The organism is Mycobacterium persicum (assembly GCF_002086915.1).
Taxonomy (GTDB): Bacteria; Actinomycetota; Actinomycetes; order Mycobacteriales; family Mycobacteriaceae; genus Mycobacterium; species Mycobacterium persicum.
In genome coordinates this window covers 4,395,563-4,413,699 of the sequence record NZ_MWQA01000001.1, presented here as the reverse complement: position 1 = coordinate 4,413,699, position 18,137 = coordinate 4,395,563, and the positions used below count along the sequence as shown (strand labels likewise).

The 18,137-nt window shown below is 66.3% G+C and carries 16 protein-coding genes and 3 pseudogenes; 11 read left to right on the top strand and 8 right to left on the bottom strand.

All coding sequences use genetic code 11. The annotated features are described in order from the left end of the window. Nucleotides 1-132: 132 nt before the first annotated feature. Both B4U45_RS20140 and B4U45_RS20135 read right to left on the bottom strand, forming a co-directional pair. Nucleotides 133-273 (bottom strand): hypothetical protein, encoded by a 141-nt coding sequence (locus B4U45_RS20140; RefSeq protein ID WP_158006287.1) that lies wholly within the window; start codon nucleotides 271-273, stop codon nucleotides 133-135. Nucleotides 274-279: 6 nt separating this feature from the next. Further along, on the bottom strand, nucleotides 280-765 hold the full coding sequence (locus tag B4U45_RS20135) for a hypothetical protein (RefSeq protein ID WP_219859492.1): 486 nt from the start codon (nucleotides 763-765) through the stop codon (nucleotides 280-282). 284 nt (nucleotides 766-1,049) lie between these two features. Between B4U45_RS20135 and B4U45_RS20130 the strand changes: the two genes are divergently transcribed. Further along, nucleotides 1,050-1,754, top strand: a complete 705-nt coding sequence (locus B4U45_RS20130; RefSeq protein ID WP_083156496.1) for a creatininase family protein — start codon at nucleotides 1,050-1,052, stop codon at nucleotides 1,752-1,754. Nucleotides 1,755-2,195: 441 nt separating this feature from the next. Here the strand turns inward: B4U45_RS20130 and B4U45_RS20125 are convergent, their stop codons facing one another. The 6 genes and pseudogenes from B4U45_RS20125 to B4U45_RS20105 form a co-directional block, all read right to left on the bottom strand. Next, on the bottom strand, nucleotides 2,196-2,618 hold the full coding sequence (locus tag B4U45_RS20125; protein ID WP_158006297.1) for a barstar family protein: 423 nt from the start codon (nucleotides 2,616-2,618) through the stop codon (nucleotides 2,196-2,198). Nucleotides 2,619-2,714: 96 nt separating this feature from the next. Then, nucleotides 2,715-3,224 (bottom strand): ribonuclease domain-containing protein, encoded by a 510-nt coding sequence (locus B4U45_RS20120; protein WP_244899383.1) that lies wholly within the window; start codon nucleotides 3,222-3,224, stop codon nucleotides 2,715-2,717. A 511-nt stretch (nucleotides 3,225-3,735) separates the two neighbouring features. Beyond that, nucleotides 3,736-4,332, bottom strand: a pseudogene (locus B4U45_RS30135) (GH12 family glycosyl hydrolase domain-containing protein); the annotation flags it as partial. A 153-nt stretch (nucleotides 4,333-4,485) separates the two neighbouring features. Further along, nucleotides 4,486-4,776, bottom strand: a pseudogene (locus tag B4U45_RS30485) (cellulose binding domain-containing protein); the annotation flags it as partial. A 267-nt stretch (nucleotides 4,777-5,043) separates the two neighbouring features. After that, nucleotides 5,044-6,042: pseudogene (locus tag B4U45_RS29490) on the bottom strand (PE domain-containing protein); the annotation flags it as partial. 152 nt (nucleotides 6,043-6,194) lie between these two features. Then, nucleotides 6,195-6,617 carry a cytidine deaminase gene (locus tag B4U45_RS20105; protein WP_075546821.1) on the bottom strand — a complete coding sequence of 141 codons (423 nt, stop codon included), beginning with the start codon at nucleotides 6,615-6,617 and terminating at the stop codon, nucleotides 6,195-6,197. A 207-nt stretch (nucleotides 6,618-6,824) separates the two neighbouring features. Here B4U45_RS20105 and sdhC point away from each other — a divergent pair, with 207 nt between their 5' ends. From sdhC to B4U45_RS20055, 10 genes are all read left to right on the top strand, one after another. Then, nucleotides 6,825-7,280: a succinate dehydrogenase, cytochrome b556 subunit gene (sdhC, locus tag B4U45_RS20100; protein WP_082275372.1), complete on the top strand. Its 456-nt coding sequence runs from the start codon at nucleotides 6,825-6,827 to the stop codon at nucleotides 7,278-7,280. After that, nucleotides 7,277-7,756 (top strand): succinate dehydrogenase hydrophobic membrane anchor subunit, encoded by a 480-nt coding sequence (locus B4U45_RS20095; RefSeq protein ID WP_075546820.1) that lies wholly within the window; start codon nucleotides 7,277-7,279, stop codon nucleotides 7,754-7,756. The genes sdhC and B4U45_RS20095 overlap by 4 nt, the downstream gene beginning before the upstream one ends. Nucleotides 7,757-7,818: 62 nt before the next feature. Then, nucleotides 7,819-9,573, top strand: coding sequence for a succinate dehydrogenase flavoprotein subunit (sdhA, locus tag B4U45_RS20090; RefSeq protein WP_075546819.1), 1,755 nt, complete (start codon nucleotides 7,819-7,821; stop codon nucleotides 9,571-9,573). After that, the gene (locus tag B4U45_RS20085) at nucleotides 9,573-10,400 is read left to right on the top strand and encodes a succinate dehydrogenase iron-sulfur subunit (protein ID WP_075546818.1); all 828 of its coding nucleotides are present in this window, start codon (nucleotides 9,573-9,575) and stop codon (nucleotides 10,398-10,400) included. The genes sdhA and B4U45_RS20085 overlap by 1 nt, the downstream gene beginning before the upstream one ends. Before the next feature lie 22 nt (nucleotides 10,401-10,422). Beyond that, on the top strand, nucleotides 10,423-12,015 hold the full coding sequence (locus B4U45_RS20080; protein WP_198036555.1) for an AAA family ATPase: 1,593 nt from the start codon (nucleotides 10,423-10,425) through the stop codon (nucleotides 12,013-12,015). Beyond that, nucleotides 12,002-12,934, top strand: coding sequence for a hypothetical protein (locus B4U45_RS20075; protein ID WP_075546817.1), 933 nt, complete (start codon nucleotides 12,002-12,004; stop codon nucleotides 12,932-12,934). Before B4U45_RS20080 ends, B4U45_RS20075 begins: the two co-directional genes overlap by 14 nt. Beyond that, on the top strand, nucleotides 12,931-14,664 hold the full coding sequence (locus B4U45_RS20070; protein WP_075546816.1) for a hypothetical protein: 1,734 nt from the start codon (nucleotides 12,931-12,933) through the stop codon (nucleotides 14,662-14,664). The genes B4U45_RS20075 and B4U45_RS20070 overlap by 4 nt, the downstream gene beginning before the upstream one ends. A gap of 5 nt (nucleotides 14,665-14,669) precedes the next feature. Further along, nucleotides 14,670-15,248, top strand: a complete 579-nt coding sequence (locus B4U45_RS20065; protein ID WP_075546828.1) for a hypothetical protein — start codon at nucleotides 14,670-14,672, stop codon at nucleotides 15,246-15,248. A gap of 3 nt (nucleotides 15,249-15,251) precedes the next feature. Continuing rightward, complete coding sequence (locus B4U45_RS20060; protein WP_131808286.1) at nucleotides 15,252-16,607, top strand: phenylacetate--CoA ligase family protein; 1,356 nt, start codon at nucleotides 15,252-15,254, stop codon at nucleotides 16,605-16,607. Continuing rightward, the gene (locus tag B4U45_RS20055; protein WP_075546814.1) at nucleotides 16,604-17,491 is read left to right on the top strand and encodes a radical SAM protein; all 888 of its coding nucleotides are present in this window, start codon (nucleotides 16,604-16,606) and stop codon (nucleotides 17,489-17,491) included. Before B4U45_RS20060 ends, B4U45_RS20055 begins: the two co-directional genes overlap by 4 nt. The last annotated feature ends 646 nt before the right edge of the window (nucleotides 17,492-18,137 follow it).

Here is an 18,137-nt window from a genome sequence, read left to right as displayed (position 1 = left end):
CGCCCAGATCGAGCGGACCGGGATGCTCGGCCCGGTGTGGCGTGAAGACTGGCCGCGGTGTTCGGCGTCGAACCCGACGAGATGTTCAGCGTGCCCATCGCCACCGAGTTACCGCACCCACTGCTGCTACAACTACCCGTCGACCACGATGTGCTCGCCGTCATCGCCGCCCAGCAACAGGCCCACATCCAAGCTGAGCACACCTTCGGCCCCCAGCACGCCCGCCCCCTGGTCGAATCCGATCTGCTCACCATCGAATCCCTCATCGTCCACGCACCCTCACAGGTCAAAGCAGAGATACGCCGTGCCGCGGGGGCTATCGCCGAGGTCGCCGGGTGGATCGCCCAAGACCTCGGAGATCACGCCGCCGCGGAGAAACTCACCCACACCGCCGCCTTGCACCTGCATACGGCCGGCCCAGCATTCAACGCCATGATCTTGATGCGCCAATCCAACATTCTCACCCGCACCAACCCTGACCTGGCCGCCGCCTTGGCCGCCGATGCCGCCGAACTGATCGACGGTCACGACGTGGGTCGTCTGGCCGCCAGCATCGCCCGCCAACAGGCCCTCGCGGAGCTGGCCAATCACAATGAGCGGGGATTTCATCGCCACGCCGCCGCACCCCTCGAACTCGGTGACCTGCAACCTCACCCGCAAGATCATGCGATCTATGCCCACGGCGCCTACGTCGCCAGCGAGATCGCCTCCGGCTATCTTCGCATCGGTGAGCCCGATAAAGCCGTCGCGCTGCTCGCCGGGCACCATCACGCCTGGACATCACAGCAGCATCACGATGAGACCGTGGCCGACATGCGACTCCTGCACGCCTACCTCGCCACCAGCGAATATCAGCAGGCACTGGCACTGACCGCTACAGCGATCCCCGGCTACCTGTCCGCGCCCTCGCAGCGAGCCCGATTTCATCTGGCCAGGGCAGGCACAATCGTGCGGGACCGCCGACGCAGAAGCAAAGACCCGATCCTGCAACAGCTGGCCGGCCGCATCAAAAACGCCACCCAAGGAGTCACCCAACGAGCCGCCGAGTCATCCCCGACACCACCACCACCGACCAAGCGGCCACCCGGCCCGTCGCGGTCCTGCCGGTCGGCTCCTTCGAACAACACGGCCCCTACCTGCCGCTGGGCACCGACACCCTCATCGCCAGCGCTATTGCAGCATCAATCAGTCAGTACCACAGCGTGTTTCAGCTACCACCGGTCACGTTCGGCTGCTCCCACGAACACGCCACCTACCCCGGCACCATCAGCATCAGCGCCACCACGCTGGCCGCGATCGTCGCTGACATCATCGAATCGCTGGCACGCCAGAACGTCGCCGGGCTGATCGTCGTCAACGGCCACGGCGGAAACGCGGTACTCACCAACGTCGTCCAACAAGCCAACCACCCCAACAACCCCGTCAAGGTGGGGCTCTACCCCAGCCGCGAAGACTGGGCCGAAGCCCGCACCGCCGCAGGAATCCACAGCAGCAACCACGACGACATGCACGCCGGCGAACTGGAAACCTCCATCCTGCTCGCCAGCTACCCCAACTACCTGCGCGACGGCTGGCAGACCAGCGACCACACCGCCAACGACCGCCGCTACCTCACCAGCCTCGGCATCCACGCCTACACACCCACCGGCGTTATCGGCTCCCCATCACAGGCCACCGCCGCCAAAGGCAGCAATGTCCTCGGCCACCTCGGCCGCAACGCCGACACCCTGATCGGGTTCCTCACCACACGCTGAGCAGACCCGATAACTCGGCGGCTACCTCCGGGCTTCGCTACGCTCCCTTCGCTTCCGTCCGCTGGCGCTCCCGTCCGCGCCGGTCACTCCACTGCGCCCTGCATCCGCCGCCGAGCACCAGACCAATGCCCACCAGCCAGTGAAAACACCGGCAGCGTTCGCACCAGCCGCCGCCAGGCCAACCTGCTTGCGCCTCTCGCGCTGCGGCCAGCATCTTCACCGCGATCCCGCGTCGGCCCACCCGCCCGCACGCTGCCGACAACAGACATTGACCTCGCACGTGAGAACTTTCTCTACTGGGATCAAGGCGCTTGCTCGCGGTTAGCCGCGTCCACTCAGTCGGCGTGGCGGTGTCGATCTCTGCAGCGAGCGCGGTGGTGGTCTCCCCGGGGGGCCAGCCCGGGAGGTGGCGTCCCACTCGACCCTGTGGTCGAACTCAGCTCAGATGACAATTGTTGCAACCTGAACGCCGGCAGCAAGCCACCTTCCGCGAACTTCATCGAGTTCATCGGCGGGAGCCGAAAGTACTACGCCGAAGGCCGCCGGTGGGTCGGCTTCGTCACGGTAGTAATCCCGGTAGAAAGGGATTGAGTTCGCGAACCAAGAAAAAACTCCGTGTTGTTCAGCCAAGAGCAAGTGCGCATTGATTATCTCGGTGACGTAGCCGCGAGCAGGCGGCTTACTCATGGTTGGGTTGGTTAAATTGTCGAAGTCGCGCATCCAATCATCAAATGCACCCTTGTTATGGTGTTGCGCGAATCGCGGCGGAAAGTGCCAGACCTCCGCGAAGGCGTCGAAGAGTGTATCGAGTGTTGTGATATTCTCCCCATTCACTTTTCGAAGCTCGACTCCAGCCGGAGCCACCAAAGGCGAGGATGTCGCGGCGTTTACACAAACGCACGCCCCGTGACCGGCGGCCCCTAAGACGAATTCGTCTAAGTTCATAATCCGCTTGCCTCGCTAACGAATCCGACGGAATGTAGCGTAGTGATCAGTGGTGTACCACGCCGATCCGTCGCTGCCGGTAACGATGCGCTCATCGCCGCGGTCTTCACCAGGCACCTTCGGGTTGACATCCCACTCTTGATAGGTGATCGGCTTACCGGAGGCGTCCGTCGTAGGCAGATGTTCATCTTCATTTCGGTACGGTTTCCCACCCTTAGTGCCCGGCGCTTTCGCCGCCTGTGGCCATTTTCCCTCATCGATCTGCTTAAGAACGTCCTGAACCTTCTGCGGTACGCGCGGTCCTTGGGGCCCCACTTGTTCTGGTGCGGGTTGTGCCCAGGACGGTATTTCGAAGCGTATGGCGTCTTTGGCGGGCGTGTATTGTACGTTCCCGGCATCTAATTGTCGCTCGAGCTGCGCCTTCAACGCGTTGTAATACCAGGCCTCTTGATTATAAACCTGAACCGCGTTCCAATCGGCAGAGTTGGGCGGATTCAAATTGTGGTGATCGATATCGTATATCAATTTGTTGTAGGCGTCGCGGGTGGCTTGCAGCGATGTCGGTGGCGGTGGGTGGGCCCAGGGCGGAATGGGTGGGGGTCTCAGCGGCGGGTCACCTGGCGAGGGAGGGGGTGGGACCGGTGGTTGGGGAGCAAGCGGTATCGGCAGCGGCGGCGCTTGAGGTGCTGGGCCAGCACCGAAATCCAGCATCTGGGCGCCGGTACCCCCGGCCCCGCTAGGCCCACCGCTACCGCCGGCCGGCCCCGGGGGGCCGCCCTGCGGCGCATGCGGTTGGGGAGCCGGCAGCGGGGGCGGTTGCGGCGGCGGGGGTGGGGAGTTCAGGGTGTGCGCGGCGTCGCCGGGGTCGAACAGGGGCGGTGGGGAAGCTACGGATGCGCCGCTGGGTCGTGGTTCCGGGTGGACATAGGCCAGCGGCTGCACCGTGGCGGTCGAGTTAGGGGCGGTGGTGACCGGAGTGTGCAGCGCGGCGCCGGTGAGCATGCCCGCGGGTGGGTTAAACGCCGTTGACGAGGGCGGAGAACGAATCCACCCCCGCGCCGACGCTGCCGCTCCAGGGCTCGAAGCCGGCTTGGATGCTGGTCAGGTACCACGAGTCGGTGACCGGCTCCAAGGTTTGGGTGTGGTCGATGAACCCCATCACATCGAAGTTGTTCCAGGAGGTGATCGGTGTGGTCGCGACGTAGGACACCACGTTGTTCTGGCCGTTACTGCCCTTCCACACCTGGAAGTTTTGCCCGTCGATGGTGGTGTTGCCCACCACGGAGCCGACCGGCTGGATGGGGCCCTGGTGGTTGAACCAGATCATTACTTCCTGCTGGTTGACGCCGGTTGTGATGGGCGTGGGATTCAGCCAGATGTCATAGGAAGCGTCATAGATGCCGCTGCTGGGGTAGGTGTAGTTGATGCTGCTGGTGGCAGTCTGGATCTGGCCCAACTGAATGGGCAGGTTGGTGCCGGGCGAACCGGTGCCGTAGTGCCAGCCGTCGTATATCGACGGGTATCCGAGCGGTGCGCCGTTGGTTGGGGCAGAGCCGTTTTCGGTGGCGATGGAAAACCCGGTGGGGGTGACGTTGATCGACTGTCCACCCGGGTTGTTCCATGCATTGTTTTGAACCACATAGGCGTTCTGGATTGTCGTCGTTCCGTACTGGGACGTGATCAGCGTGCCGCCGGTGCCGGTGCCGGTGCCGGTGCCGCCGGTCCCCGTGCCACCGGTGCCCGTGCCGCCGGTGCCGGTGCCGGTGCCGCCGGTGCCCGTGCCGCCGGTGACTGGTTGTCCGTTCACCAGCAAATTCGTGGGCGGCGCGTATGAGCCGGTCTGCGCCGCTTGGAAACCAACAGTGACCGAGCTGCCGGGCGCGATGGTGGCGTCATAGCTCTGGGGGGTCACGGTGTAGTGGGTGCCTGAGTGGGCGACCTGTCCGTTCCACAGATTCGTGATGGATTCGTTTGCGGGCAAGTCGAATTGGAGTTGCCAGTCGGTTACCGGGGCAGTGCCGGTATTGGCGATCGTGTAGTTGGCGACGAAGCCGTTGTTCCACTGCGATGTCGGCGCGTATGTCGCCGTGATCCCGCTGCCGCCGGTGCCCGTGCCGCCAGTGCTTCCGGTGCCCGTGCCGCCAGTACCGGTGCCGCCAGTGCTTCCGGTGCCGGTGCCGCCGGTGCTTCCGGTCCCCGTACCACCGGTGCCGGCGCCGCCAGTGCTTCCGGTGCCAGTACCGCCCGTGCCCGTTCCGGTCCCGGTACCACCGGTACCCGTGCCGCCGGTGCTCGTACCAGTGCCGGTACCACCGGTGTCACCGCCGACGGGTTGTCCGTTGACCAGCACATGCGTCGGTGGCGAGTAGGAGCCGTTCTGCGCGGCCTGGAATCCGACGGTGACCGAATTGCCGGGTTCGATCGTCCCGTTGTAGCTGGCGGAGGTGACGGTGTAGTGCGTGCCGGATTGGGACACCTGCCCATTCCACAGGTTGGTGACGGATTCGTTTGTCGGCAAGTCGAATTGAAGCTGCCAGTTGGTCAGCGGAGTCGTACCCGTATTGGTGATCGTGTAATTCGCGGTGAAGCCGCTATTCCACTGTGCCGTCGGAGTGTACGTCGCCGTCACCCCGGTGCCTCCGGTGCTGGCGGCGGTCGTCGCGGTGGACGTCGTCGTCGCGGCCGCAGTTGCCAGGGCAGCCGTGCTCGTCGGGGCGGCGGTAGTCGGGTTGACCGCCGCGGTGCCGCTGGCACCGGTGTCGGTCAGGGCGGGGGTCGCAGCCGCCGTGGCGGTGGCGCCACTACCCGAGGTCGTCGTGTTGGCAGAGCTCGGGCTGACCGCCGCGGCGCCGGTGCCACCGGTGCCGATCGGCGCGGCGCTCCCGTCGCGACCATAGACGGCGGCCGTCCCGCCACCGGTCCCCGGAGCGGAACTGCCGCCGTCTACGGCCGTCCCGCCTTGCCCGCCGGCGCCGGTTGCCACCGACTGACCACCGTTGCCGGCGGCCGGTGCGCCCAGCATTCCGAGCAGCCCTTGCACGACATTGCGTAACGGCGCGATGTTGGCCGCCTCGGTGCTCAGATACGACCTCGCACTTGCGGTCAATGCATTGACGAACTGGTCATGAAATGCCGCCGCCTGGGCGCTCAGTGTTTGGTATTCCCGGGCATGCGAGCTGAACAGACCCGCGATGGCCGCCGACACTTCGTCGGCGCCCGCCGCCAGCAGCCCTGTTGTCGGCACCGCTGCCGCGGAATTCGCGGCGCTCAGGGTCGAGCCAATGCCGGTGATATCCCTGGCCGCCGCCGCCAGCGCCTCAGGTACGGCAGTCACATATGACATATTCATTCGATCACAACCTTATTACGAACCAATCACTGCCCTATCACGGGCGACCCTAATGAGGTTGATCACGATTTGATCACGGTCTTATCACTGCTTCATAAATTTGCCATGAGATCTTTAAACTGCCAGCCCGTCAAAATTCGAGCGGGTCACCACGATTCGCGGCCGGGCTCATCCGCTGGATCGGCCGCAAGATCTGCACGGAAAGGTTCCGGCAGTAGTTCGCCGAGCCGACGCGGCCCGCCCGCATGGTCGATCAACAGCTCCGGGCCGCCGTGTTCGAGCAACAGCTGACGACACCGTCCGCACGGCATCAATGCCGACCCGGCGCCGTCCACACACGCCAACGCGACCAGCCGACCGCCTCCGGTCGTGTGCAAGGCGCACACCACCCCGCACTCGGCGCACAGGCCCAGGCCGTAGGAGACATTCTCGACATTGCAGCCGGTGACGACACGGCCGTCGTCAACCAGCGCGGCCGCACCGACCGGGAACCGTGAATACGGTGCATAGGCCCCGGCTGAAACCTGAATTGCCTTGTCGCGCAGCATATCCCAATCGACATCAGGCATTCGCAACCCCGCTCGACGATGGGCCGACCTCGGTAAGCAACCTTAACCCCGACGACACGAACCGCGTCCACCACGAATGGCCACGCGACACATGATTGCGATCGGACTGTCGGTACCGCCCGCGGACCTGGTCAAGTTAAGCTCGATTGCCCGGCTAGAGCTGTTTGATGCCGTTTCTTACGGGGTTTGGAAGGCGGTGAGGACGGTCTGAATACCAAGGCGACGACCGCGAATCCGGAAGCGCCCACAAAGGGGCCTGAACCTGCCCCCGGATCATCACGCAAACGGCGGCCACCACGGACCCTCTATCGCGGCGACCCCGGCATGTGGTCGTGGGTGCTGCATCGCATCACCGGCGCGACGATCTTCTTCTTCCTGTTCGTCCACGTCCTGGACACCGCGCTGGTCCGGGTCAGCCCCCAGGCGTACAACTCGGTGATCGGCACCTACAAGACGCCGGTCGTCGGCCTGATGGAATTCGGGTTGGTGGTTGCGGTCTCCTACCACGCCCTCAACGGAATCCGGATCATCTTGATCGACTTCTGGTCGCAGGGGCCGCGCTATCAGCGGCTGATGTTGGGTGTCGTCGGCATCGTGTGGCTGCTGATCCTGGTACCCGCGGCCGTGGTGCTGGGCATCCACATGTGGGAGCACTTCCGATGAGCAGCCCCGGCGTTCAGCTCAACCCGCACACCGGCAACAGCCGCCGCGCGCCGGTGCTGCAGCGCACCCATGACCGGCCAGCCAGCCTGGACAATCCGCGGTCGCCGCGGCGCCGCGCCGGCATGCCCAACTTCGAGAAATTCGCCTGGCTGTTCATGCGGTTCTCCGGAGTGGTGCTGGTGTTCCTGGCCCTGGGTCACCTGTTCATCGGTCTGATGTGGGACAACGGCGTCTATCGCATCGACTTCAACTACGTGGCGCAGCGCTGGAACTCACCGTTTTGGCAGACCTGGGACCTGCTGCTGTTGTGGCTGGCGCAGTTGCACGGCGGCAACGGCCTGCGCGTCATCATCGACGACTACAGCCGCAAGGAATCCACCCGGTTCTGGCTCAATTCGCTGCTGGCGGTGTCGATGACATTCACGCTGGTGCTGGGCAGCTACGTGTTGCTGACCTTCGACGCGAACATCTCCTGAAAGGCCCACATGTTTTCGCCACCTCCTCCTCATCGCTTCGCTCTGCATCGTCGGCGGCGGCGGTGATTCACCAACACCGATACGACGTGGTGATCGTCGGCGCGGGCGGTGCCGGCATGCGCGCTGCGGTAGAGGCCGGTCCGCGGGCCCGCACCGCCGTGTTGACCAAGCTCTACCCCACCCGCAGCCACACCGGCGCCGCTCAGGGCGGCATGTGCGCCGCCCTGGCCAACGTCGAAGACGACAACTGGGAATGGCACACCTTCGACACCGTCAAGGGCGGCGACTACCTGGCTGACCAGGACGCCGTCGAGATCATGTGCAAGGAAGCCATCGACGCGGTGCTGGACCTGGAGAAAATGGGGATGCCGTTCAACCGTACCCCCGAGGGCCGCATCGACCAGCGCCGCTTCGGCGGACATACCCGCGACCACGGCAAGGCTCCGGTGCGCCGGGCGTGCTACGCCGCCGACCGCACCGGCCACATGATCCTGCAGACCCTTTACCAAAACTGTGTCAAGCACGACGTGGAGTTCTTCAACGAGTTCTACGTACTCGACCTGGCACTCACCCACACTCCCAGCGGTCCGGTCGCGACCGGGGTGGTGGCCTACGAGTTGGCGACGGGCGACATCCACGTCTTCCACGCCAAGGCCGTCGTGATCGCGACCGGCGGCTCCGGCCGGATGTACAAGACGACCTCCAACGCGCTCACGCTGACCGGCGACGGTATCGGCATCGTCTTCCGTAAGGGACTTCCGTTGGAGGACATGGAGTTTCACCAGTTCCACCCGACCGGACTGGCCGGCCTGGGCATCCTGATTTCCGAGGCGGTGCGCGGCGAGGGCGGCCGACTGCTCAATGGCGAGGGTGAACGCTTCATGGAGCGCTACGCCCCCACCATCGTCGACCTGGCTCCCCGCGACATCGTCGCCCGCTCGATGGTGCTGGAGGTGCTGGAGGGCCGCGGCGCCGGCCCGCACAAGGACTACGTCTACATCGACGTGCGCCACCTGGGTGCGGACGTGCTGGAGGCCAAGCTGCCCGACATCACCGAGTTCGCCCGCACCTACCTGGGCGTGGATCCGGTGCACGAGCTGGTCCCGGTCTACCCGACCTGCCACTACGTGATGGGCGGCATCCCCACCACGGTCACCGGGCAGGTGCTGCGGGACAACACCCACACCGTCCCGGGCCTATACGCGGCCGGCGAGTGCGCGTGCGTGTCGGTGCACGGCGCCAACCGGCTGGGCACCAACTCACTGCTGGACATCAACGTGTTCGGTCGCCGGGCCGGCATCGCCGCGGCCAACTATGCGCGCGGCCACGACTTCGTCGAGATGCCGCCGAACCCGGCGGCCATGGTCGTCGGATGGGTCAACGACATCCTGTCCGAACACGGCAACGAACGGGTCGCCGACATCCGCGGCGCGCTGCAGCGCACGATGGACAACAACGCCGCGGTGTTCCGCACCGAGGAAACCCTGAAGCAGGCGCTCACCGACATCCACGCACTCAAGGAGCGGTACTCCCGAATCAGCGTGCACGACAAGGGGAAACGGTTCAACAGTGACCTGTTGGAAGCCATCGAGTTGGGCTTCTTGCTGGAGCTGGCCGAGGTCACCGTGGTCGGCGCGCTCAACCGCAAGGAATCCCGCGGCGGGCATGCCCGCGAGGACTACCCCAACCGCGACGACGTCAACTACATGCGACACACCATGGCATACAAGCAGGGCACCGAACTGCTCAGCGACATCACGCTGGACTTCAAACCCGTCGTGCAGACCCGCTACGAACCCAAGGAACGGAAGTACTGATGGCCGAAGGCGACACTGTGGGCTCAGGCGAGGTAGCCGAGACCGAACCGGCGCCGGACCTGCCGGACAGACCGCTGCCGCCCGTTCCCGAGGGCGCGGTGATGGTGACCGTCAAGATCGCCCGGTTCAACCCGGATGACCCGGAGCGGTACACCGAAACCGGTGGCTGGCAAAGCTTTCGGGTGCCGTGCCTGCCCAGCGACCGGCTGATCAACCTGCTCATCTACATCAAGGGTTACCTCGACGGCACGCTGACCTTCCGGCGGTCGTGCGGGCACGGAGTCTGCGGCTCGGACGCCATGCGGATCAACGGCGTCAACCGGCTGGCCTGCAAGGTGCTGATGCGTGACCTGCTGCCCAAAAAGCCCGGTAAGCAACTGACCCTCACGGTCGAACCGATTCGCGGGCTGCCGGTGGAAAAGGACCTGGTGGTCGACATGGAGCCGTTCTTCGACGCCTACCGCGCGGTCAAGCCGTATCTGATCACCAGCGGCAATCCGCCCACCCGCGAACGGATTCAGAGCCAGACCGACCGCGCCCGCTACGACGACACCACCAAATGCATCCTGTGCGCGGCCTGCACCACCAGCTGCCCGGTGTTCTGGAACGAGGGCAGCTACTTCGGCCCGGCGGCGATCGTCAACGCCCACCGCTTCATCTTCGACAGCCGCGACGAAGCGGCCGCCGAACGCCTCGACATCCTCAACGAAGTCGACGGGGTGTGGCGCTGCCGAACCACGTTCAACTGCACCGACGCCTGCCCGCGCGGTATCGAGGTGACCAAGGCGATCCAGGAGGTCAAGCGCGCGCTGATGTTCTCGCGCTGAGCAACCCGAGAAGGCAACCAACGTGGCCCTGATCGATCGGCGAAAACTTCGCCATGTACCCGAGGCACCCACCAACCCCACGGCCGACCATCGCGGTGCGCCCGTCTTCGATGTCGCCGACCTCTACCGAGGTCCGATCAGCACGGGTGAGGAGCATGTCGGCGAGGTCGCGCTCGATGAAAAGCTCCGTCAGGCCTACTTCTGGATCGTCAACCAGGCGATCATCAGCCCGCATTACGACATCGACTACTTCCACGGCGCTCACCAGAGTTTCCGATTCGGCGACTCCCAGACCCAGGTCGATCTTCCCAGCGGCCAGTCCTACAGCAGCTTCGTCCTGATCCCCCTGCTCAACTTCGCGGTCCGGCGGCGGTGCCTGCTCGTCGGCGGGCCGGGCCGGGGCAAGACGGCCAGTGCGGTATTGATGGGTGTCTTGGCGGGCTACTCGGTTACCGAAATCCGCCGCGGGATGCAGCATGGTCATCCGGAGATGACGGTGGCGGACCTGCTGGGCAGCCCGCTGCCCGCCGACCTGATCAAAGCCGCCAGCCCACAGGACATTCGGATCGCCTGGCGGGCTTGGCTGCAGATGCGCGTCCGAATTGTCGACGAGTACAACCGGATTCCCACTCGCACCCAATCGGCACTGCTGACGCTGATGGGCGACAACTACGCCGAGATGTTCGATCAGGTGCTGGAATGTCCCGAGGCCGCCTGGTATCTGACCGCCAATGACGACGCCGGCGGCGGCACCTATCACGTGATCGAAGCGCTGCGCGACCGCATCGACGTGGTGGTGGCGGCGCTGAACTTCAACCCGCGCTTCCTCACCCATCTGCTGGACCGGATCGAGGCCGGCTTTCGTCCGGACGAAGTCGTACCCGAACAGCTGGTGTTCAGCGCCGCCGAGCTGGATCGGCTCTATGCGGAGGTCCTCGCCGTCGAGATTCCTTTCGAAGTGCGACGGCGGATCGAGTTCTTCGTCAGCCAGTTCGAGTTCCTCGATGCCGCGGCGTGCACCCTGGAGTACAAGACAAAGGACACCGCACGGCTGGCCGGGCTCGATCCGCACCTGCTGGCGCTGGACGACACCGGCCGCGATCGCCTCGCCGACCTGGGCGCGCAAACCCACAACGGGCTGTCGGTGAGGTCGCTGCAGACCATTTTGGTATTCGCAAAAGCGTTGGCGTACTTCCGCGGAACTCGCATCGTCGCGATCGAGGACGTTCGGCACATACTGCCGTTCGTCCTGGTGAACCGGCTGGTCCAGGATCGCGACGCGCCGTTTTTCGAGGTGGCGGGCAACGCCGCCTACCGAGCCGACCGAGTCGGCTGGATCCGGCGCCTGTTCGAACTGTCCTGCGCGCAATACGACCAACAGGGACTCGACGCCGACGATCCGGTGGTCGACCTGTTCGCCGAGTTCGAGCTGGGCCTCGACGGCATCACCGAGCGCCAGGTGCGCGATCGACTGGTCCGCATCGAGCGCACGCTGGCCGGCTGGTCGACCGGACGAAAGCTGTACGGCACCGTCTACGACGACATCATCGCGCTGAAGTACCTGCACCAGCGCTACACCAACTATCTCGCATGGCTGACCCATGACGCTGGTTGACGGCCCGATGGCCGCCGCGCTGGCCCAGCATCGGGACCGCTGCAACGCGATCGTCGCCAACGCGCGCCGAACCTATGTCGACTTCGACACCACCATCCTGGAGAACCAAATTCGGGGCCCGCTGCGCGACCTCGTCGACTCATGCGACCGGATCTCGCCCGGCTCAGGTGCGCGCGTGCTGGCCGCGGTATTCGACTCCGTTGTCGAGCTCGTCGGCCAGCACCGCCTTGGCGGCGGCTCCCACGACCCGCTGCTGGCCGCGCTGCCGGGGTTGGCGCGGATCCTGCTCGACGAACCGCGCAAGGTCTTCGGTTCACTCGCCAATGCCGTTGTCCACCTGCACCACTGCGGGCTGTCCGTCGGCGAGTGGCTCACCCGCGTGACCACCGCGGCGGCCGGCGGCAACCCGACGATGACGATGCGTGCCGGGCAGGTGGCGGCCTGGCTGCTTGGCCTCAGCCAGTACCGCGACAGCGCCCTGAGCGTCGCGGCGACGCTCAGTGATGCCGCATTCAGCGCCGCAGTCGGCGTCAACGGGGTGACGGCAGCTGACACGCTGCAACGGATGCGGGACAACCGGTGGTGGCGACCCGGCCGAACCCCGACCGGCGCTCCGTCCGTCGCCCACCGGGTGGGGGCTTTCCGCGGGTTCGGAGGTCAGTTCTTGAGTCCGCCGCGGGTCGGGGTCCGGGCCGGGCACCTCGTGGTCTGCTCCGGAGCGGACGCCTGGTTGCTGCACGCCGATGCCTGGGGCGCCACCCTGACCCGCACCGAACCGCAGAGCATCGATTTTTCCTCGGCCACAAAGGCTTTCGTTCCCCCGGGGGTGCGCCCGGTCAGTGTCGCCGCGACCGCGGACATGACCGCGCTCACGGTGCCCACCAGCTATCAGGTGCTGGTCGTGGAGCCCGGCCGATGACGACCGTCGCCACCGCGGCCGACGCCCGCCAAGAATGGCACCGACGCTGGTCCGACGCCCTGGCGTTGTGGAGCCGGTTCACCCGGCTGCGTGAGCCGCAGTTGTGCACGACGACCGAGCAGGCCAAGAGGTCGGGCCTGGACGGCAGCTTCGCCATGATCCGGCTGACCGACCAGCTGGTGGTGATCGACCTACAACAGGTGATCGAGCGGAACCTGGTTGACCTGCCGCTGGAGATCATGGGTCACGAGATCGGCCACCACATCCTGTGTCCGGCCAACCTCACCGACCATGCGCGGATGCTGGCCCGCATGCGCTGGGCGCTGCCGGGGGTGGAAGGCGCCGCACCGGCGGTGGCCAACCTCTACGCCGACCTGCACATCAACGACCGGCTGCAACGCGGCTCCGGCCTGCGCATGGACGAGGTGTATCGCCGGCTGAAAGCGCATGCCCCCGAGGGACCGATCAGCGACTTGTGGCGCCTCTACCAGCGCATCTACGAGATCTTGTGGGCATTGCGCCGCGGCGACCTGGCCCCCGGTCCGCTGCCCGACCGGATCGAAGGCGACGCCCAGCTGGGAAGCCGGCTGGTGCGTGCCTACCGTTCGGACTGGCTCGACGGGGCAGCCGGGTTCGCCGCCCTATGCCTGCCATATCTGGCCCAAGACCCTGACGCCCGCCGCGTTCTGGCCGGCTGGGACGACTCGCTGAACACGGCCGGGGGTGTGGTACCGCCCGGGCTCACCGACATGGACGCCGGCGAACGGACCGAGCCACTGCATCCCGCCAACGACCCGCGGGTCACCGAGAGCGCCGAACCTGTTGCAGCGCAGCCGCTCTCAGAAGTTCCGTCGGCCGCGCCGCGGGGCCAGGCTCGCGAGCCCTTCCAGTACGGCGAACTGCTGCGCGCGCTGGGTCTGAAGCTGAGCGACCATGACGTCGCGGTCCGCTACTACCGGGAGGCGGCCCAGCGCCATCTCATCCCGTTCCCGTCGAAGCCGGCGCCTAGCACCGGAGACCTGGTGCCGGAAGGCCTTTCGCCGTGGACGGTGGGGGAACCGATGGCCGACATCGATTGGCTGCACTCGGTCATTCGCAGCCCGCTCGTCATACCGGGGGTCACCACCGTCAAGCGAGTGCTGGCCCCCGAGGAAGACCTGCCGCCGCGCCCGCAACCACTGGACCTCGATCTCTACATCGACTCGTCAGGCTCCATCGTCAACCCGCAACGACAGCTGTCTTTCCTGGCGCTGGCCGCAGCGATCATCGCGCTGTCGTGTCTGCGCTGCGGCGGCCGTGTCCAGGCCACCCTGTGGAGCGGTGCGCGGCGGTTCGAAACCACCGCCGGTTTCATCACCGACACCGAACGCATCTTGCGGATCGTCACCGGCTACCTCGGCGGCGGCACCGCCTTTCCGATCCATGTGCTGCGCGACACCTACGCTGCTCGCACCGAACGGGACCGGCCCGTGCATGTGCTGGTGATCTCCGATGACGGCGTGACGACGATGTTCAACCGGGACGAACGCGGCAACGACGGCGCGGTGATTGCCCGGGAATCGTTGGCTCGGGCGCGCGGCGGCGGCACCATGGTGCTCAACCTGTACCGGTGGCCCGACGACTTGAGTCCGGCCGTCGACATGGGCTGGGACGTGGTTTCGATCCGGGGCTGGGCAGAGTTGCTGGGTTTCGCCCGCCGTTTCGCGCGCCAGGCATACCCGGGCCGGTGAACGACATGTCCACGCCTTCAGTTGCCACGCTGGTTCATCGGTTAGCCGACTGTCCGGACGACTTCTTGGCGCCGCCATTGATCGGTGACCGCGGAGTAGTCGCCGTCGCCGCGGTGGTCGGCGACACCCTGGCCGCATTGGGCGCCGCCTTACCCGACGACTGGGTGGCCGGCCTCACCCCCGGCCAAACGGACGCGGCGACGGAAAACTGGCTGCGAGCCGCTCTGGTGTCCTGCTGGCTGGCCACCGACGAATCGGCACGATCTCTGTTGTCCGGGACCGCGCTTCTGAGGTTCTTGGGTGAGGAGCTGTGGGCAATGGCCGCCTTGGTGCGCGCCGAACTGCTGGTGCGCGATCCCGACCGACGTGAAGAACTCGCCCGTTTGGTGTTCCGCCGCGCGGGGGTGGTGCCCGCCGGCGAAACCGTTGAACAAGCAGCCGACCGGCTGTCCACCCTGGACTCGGCGACGCGGGCGCGGGTCGAGGCCGAGGCCCGAGCCGCCGAAGCGCGGGCCAAGGAAGTGCGCGCCGCCCTGGCCCGCAAGCGTGCCGAGGAAGCCGCGGCCCGAGCATCGAGGGAATAGCCCATGCCACGATTCACGCCCATGGGATCCGGCGTCGTTCCCTTCGAGGAACGCCATCCGCTCATTTCTGCCACCGGGCGGCAAACCCTTGAGGCGCTGCTCGAAGCGCCCGGCGCGCCGTTGTGGAACCATCACTGCGGCGACCGCTTGAACCGCGAGGCGCTCGACCGAGTCAACACCTACGCGACGTCCGTGGTCCTCGATCCCCCGCGCTGGCGTCCCGATCACCGACCGCCGTGGCTGGCCGGCTACCTTGACCGCGCCCGGCAGGTGGTGCCGCGCTACCGCCAAACCGACGCCGCGTCACCGGCTTTCACCACCGGACGGGCGAACCTGGCCCGCGGCTGGTGGGAGCTGGTTCCCGACGACGCCGATCTCGACGACCTCATCTGGTTCCCGACGTCGGGATCGGGCCATCCGGCGATCGTGGTGCCCACGCACCCGGTCTCGGTGTCCAGCTACTACCCCTTGCTGCTGCAGGCCGCCCGCTGGCATGGCGTCACCGTGCAGTTCCGGGCCGACCGCGCCGACTGGATGACCGTGGTGAGCCAGCGGCACGGCGGCTTCATCGTGCCGTCCTGGTCATCATTTCTCGGCTGTGCGAGCGCCAAGGTGAACCTCGAGGAAGCGGGCTGGCCGGATCCCCTGGCCCGGCGGCGTTTCTTGGAACACCACGATCCCCAGATGATCACCGGCGACCCGGTCTCACTGAGTCAGCTCGCCGGGCTGGACGTGGACCTGCATCCCAAGGTGCTGATCTCCACCGCGTTACACCTCAGCGCCGCAACCCGACAACGAGTTGCCCAGCGCTTCGGATGCCCCGTCATCGACGTGTACTCCACCACCGAATCCGGCCCGGTCGCCGCCAGCCGTCCCGGACGCGGCATGGCCTTGCTGCAGCCACGGCTGTTCGTGGAGGTGCTCGACGATGCCGGCATGCCTTGTGCGCCAGGATCTTTGGGGCAAATCGCACTCACCGGCGGAATGAATCCGTACCTGCCGCTGCTGCGCTACCGCACCGGGGACAGCGCCCGGCTGGTGTGGTCGGGCGACCAGCCGGTCATCGAAGACCTCGTTGGCCGCACCCCGGTGATGTTGAGCCGTGCGGACGGCACCCAAGCGAACTCATTCGACGTCACCCAGCTTTTCCAAGAGCTACCGCTGCGTCGCTGGGCGGTCCATCAACACGCCGACACGTCGATCACCGTGCGACGGGAGCTGGAGGTCGGCGCCACAGACCATGCCGACGACCTCATCGTCGCCGCCCTGCGCCGCGCACTCGGCCCCGTCCCGATAGCCGTCGAACCGCTGACCGAACCCGACAAGGTCACTCCGTTCACCACCGCGGGGCCACGATGAGCTGGGCCGACTGTCGCTTCCTGACCTGCTCGGTGCTGCCGGTACGGATGGCCTGCCAGTGCAGCTGCCCGTTCTGCTTTTCGCGCTCATCGATTTCCGCGCTGGAAGCTGCGCCGGCCCGCTGGTCGGATGAGGAGCTGCGGAGCTACTTCCGGTGGTCGGCGAGCCGGGGTGCCAGACGAATGGTGGTCACGGGAGGTGGCGAGCCGCTGCTGCGCGCTGACGAGTGTGTGCGAGCCATTCGGTTGGCCGCCGACGTTTTCGACGAGATCGCGCTGTTCACCAACGGGGCCCGACTGAGTTCGCCGGTCGCCGCCGAGTTGCGGTCCGCGGGCCTAACGTATCTGTGCTGGTCCCGCCACGCCGTGGACGACGCCGGGAACCGGGCGATCATGGGCGACGCCGCGCCCACCGCCGAAGCGGTGTTGGCGGTCACGCAGGGCGCCGGATTGCCGGTTCGAGCAACCTGCGTGATGAGCACCGCCGGTGTCGCCGACCCCGACCAGGTCTGGGCGTACATCGGGACGTTCACGGCCCTGGGCGTAGCCGAATTCACGTTCAAGCACACGTATGTGGCGTCGGCACGGTCGCTGTTCTCCTCGTCTGACGCCAACCAGTGGTGCCGGGAGCACCGGATTCACGCTGATCCGTTCACCGGTCGTGGCCACGTCGTCGGGAAACTGCCATGGGGCCCCACAATCCGTCGCATTGGGAAGGTGCAGGTATGCCATTACTACGAACCGACACCGGAGTGGGAGCTGCGGCATCGGCTGGCCCGCTCGTCCAACCTGCTGGCGGACGGCCGGGTGTACGCGTCGCTGGAAGACCGGGCCAGCCTGCTGTACCGGCTGGGCTGCTCACCGATGCGGACTGCGAACCGTTAGTCGACGCGGACCTGCTCGCGGGTGCCATCCCGCCGGATCAGGTCGAGTCGCTGCGCCCGCTACTACCCGTCGGTTCTCGCATCGCGGCCGAGGCCTACCGGAGCGCCGTTGCGCAGCTGAGCGCCGACGACCTGTCCAACCATTACCGCGACGGCCAAGACTGGCTGCGCCATGTCTTCGCACCCGCACTCATTGACCGGGTACAACGACTCAGCGAAGGCGAATGGGATTTGACCGGCTGGCAGCTGTTTGCGGCCGGAAGCGACGTCGACCTCATCACCCACATCACCGAGGCGGTGGCGGCCGCGGGTCAGGTTGTGATCTACCCGGGCGACTGGTACGGCTTCATGGTCGGCGCTACCCATGACCACTCCGTCCGGTTCGACGCCGCGGGATCAGCAGACCTGGCCTGCGTGTGCGTGCCGTCGGTGCGCAACGGTCACCTAACCGACGAGATGGTCACCTTCCTGGCCCGCTCGCCGGCGCGACTACTCAATATCAACCTGCTTCCGACGCTGGCCGCCGCAGACCGCGCGGAGATCGCCCGGGCGCTGCGGCCGCTGCTTCCCGGCGCGCTGCTGTCGATCAGTTTCAGCCGCGGCTTCGGCCTGACCGCCTCGCAGCTGGGCGTGCTGCTCGTCCCGCC